The sequence below is a fragment of the Janthinobacterium violaceinigrum genome (assembly GCF_009208555.1).
Taxonomy (GTDB): Bacteria; Pseudomonadota; Gammaproteobacteria; order Burkholderiales; family Burkholderiaceae_D; genus Janthinobacterium; species Janthinobacterium violaceinigrum.
Genome location: NZ_WFLI01000083.1, coordinates 1 through 2461, shown reverse-complemented (window position 1 = coordinate 2461; position 2461 = coordinate 1). Strand labels below are relative to the sequence as shown.

The following is a 2461-nucleotide window of genomic DNA, read 5'->3' as shown; positions in this document are numbered from 1 at the left end:
TGATACAGACGGGCACGGGCGACACCGTCATCGAGACGGGCGCGCTGGACAATACGGGCGGGCGCATCGCCGTCAACAGCGCAAATCTGCGCCTGCAGGCGGGCGACCTGACGAATATCGACGGCAAGATCGAACATGCGGGCAAGGGCGTACTGGAGATCCGCGCCACGAATCTGTATGGGCAGCGGGGCCAGCTGACGGGCAATGGCGCGCTGCAGGTGGCGGCCAATTACCTCGATCACCGCAATGCCAGCCTACTGGCGCAGCAAGTGAACGTCTCCGCCGGCATCCTCGATAATCGCCAAGGACAGATCACGCAGCTGGGCACGAGTGCGGCAACAGTGCTGGCCAGCACGCGCCTGGACAATAGCGGCGGCAAGATCGAGGCAAATGGCAATGTACGCGTGGAAACGGGCGTCTTGCTGAACGACCATGGCCGTATTGCGTCTGCGCAAGATGTCAATGTGGCGGCGACGGGCAAGCTGGACAATACCTCCGGCGTGATCATTGCCGGCCGCGATTTGACCTTGGCTGGTGGCACGGTAGACAACACCCTGGGGCAGTTGCAAGCGGCGGGTGGCAATGCGCAATTGACGATGGACGAGTTGCTCAATGCGCAGGGCAGTATCGTTGCCAGCGCTAATCTGACGACGACAGCGGGCAGCGTGCGCAACAGCGGCAGCCTGTTTGCCGGCGCAGAGCAGGTACTGACCGTGACGGGGGCGCTGGAAAATACCGGCGTGATCCTGGCTCAAGGCAACAACACGATCAGCGCCAACAGCGTCAATAGCAGCGCAGCCAGCCTGATCGGCGCGGGCGTGAAAGCCGACGGCAGCCTGCAGACGAGCGGTACCTTACAAGTCACGGCGCAGCAGGCGCTGGGCGCCCATGGCCAGGTACTGGCGGCAGGTAATGCCGCCCTGCGCGGAGGCAACGTCGACCTCGGCGGCAGCCGCAGCAGCGCCAACAGTATCAGCTTGACGGCGACAACGGGCGACGTCAGCACCAGCGGCGCCGTGGTCACCACGCCGGGCGCCCTGACGATCACGGCAGGCGCACAAGGCCAGACGTGGAACAACCAGCGCGGCGATATCAGCGCCGGCCAGCTGGCCGTCACAGCCGGCAACCTGAACAACCAGCAAGGCAGCATCGTGCAGACGGGGGCCGGCAATACGGCCATCGACCTGACATCGCCAGCGGGCGTGCTGGACAACACGGGCGGGCGCATCGCCGTCAACAGCGCCAACCTGAGCCTGAAGGCAGGTACGCTGACGAATACGGATGGCAAGATCGAGCATGCGGGCAGCGGCACCTTGAGTCTGCAAGCGAACCAGCTGAACGACCAGCGCGGACAGATCACGGGCAATGGCGCGCTGGTCGTGACGGCCGGCACCATCGACCACCGCAACGCCAGCACCATCGCGCAGCAAATCAGCGTGACGGGTAGCACTCTGGACAATGGCGGCGGCAACCTGACGCAGCTGGGCAAAGGCGACACCAGCATTCAACTGACGACCAGCCTGGACAACCGCGGCGGCACCATCGCCAGCAACGGCAATACCAATATCGTCGCACCAAGCCTCAATAACCAGGGCGGCAAGCTGCAGGCGGCCGGCACGGCCAACCTGACGGTGACGGCAAGCAGCGTGCTCGACAACCGCCATGGCGGCGCCATCGCCGGCGGCGGCAATGTCGTGCTGGGTGCGGGAAATCTGCTGAACCAGGGCGGCAGCGCCACGGCAGGCGGGCAGCTGACGGCAAATGTGACGCAGGCACTGAACAATGCGGGCGGCATGCTGGCGGCCACGGGCAATATGAGCGTGAACGCGGCGAGCGTCGACAACAGCGCCGGCGGCAAGCTGGCTTCGGTGCAGGGCCTGTTGACGGTCACGTCCACGGGCGCCACCGTCAACGACGGCGGCACCATGCAGTCGGGCGGCGACATCATCCTGCGCAATGGCGGCCTGTCGAACGGGCTGGGCACCATCGCGGGCGCGAACGTCACGCTCGATACGCATGGCCAGGCCTTCAACAACACCCAAGGCACCTTGGCGGGCACGGGCACCGTTAACTTGCAGACGGGGCTGCTGAACAACGATGGCGGCTTGCTGCAGTCGGGCGGCGCCATGATCATCGATACGCACGGCAATGCTTTACTCAACACCAATGCGGGCGCGTATGCGGTGCGCCATCCGGGCAGCGCCGGCGGCATCAGCAGCGGCGCCGGCCTCAGCCTGCAAACGGGCAGCTGGAACAATGCGGGCGGCTATCTGGGCGCGGCCGGCAACATCACGGGCAGCGTGGGCCAGCTGGACAACCGCGGCGGCCAGGTGGTGGGCAAGTCGGCGCTGGATCTGGCCCTGAGCGGCTTGCAAAACCAGGGCGGGCAAATCCAGGTGCTGGGCAATATCGGCCTGAACGCGGGTGGCGGCAGTATCAACAACCAGCAAGGCTTGATCCG

Annotated in this window: 1 protein-coding gene; it reads left to right on the top strand. The window is 65.5% G+C overall.

Annotation, left to right across the window (positions count from 1 at the left end; all coding sequences use genetic code 11):
- On the top strand, nt 1–2461 hold a 2461-nt coding region (locus tag GCN75_RS28675), incomplete at both ends, for a beta strand repeat-containing protein (protein ID WP_193317703.1).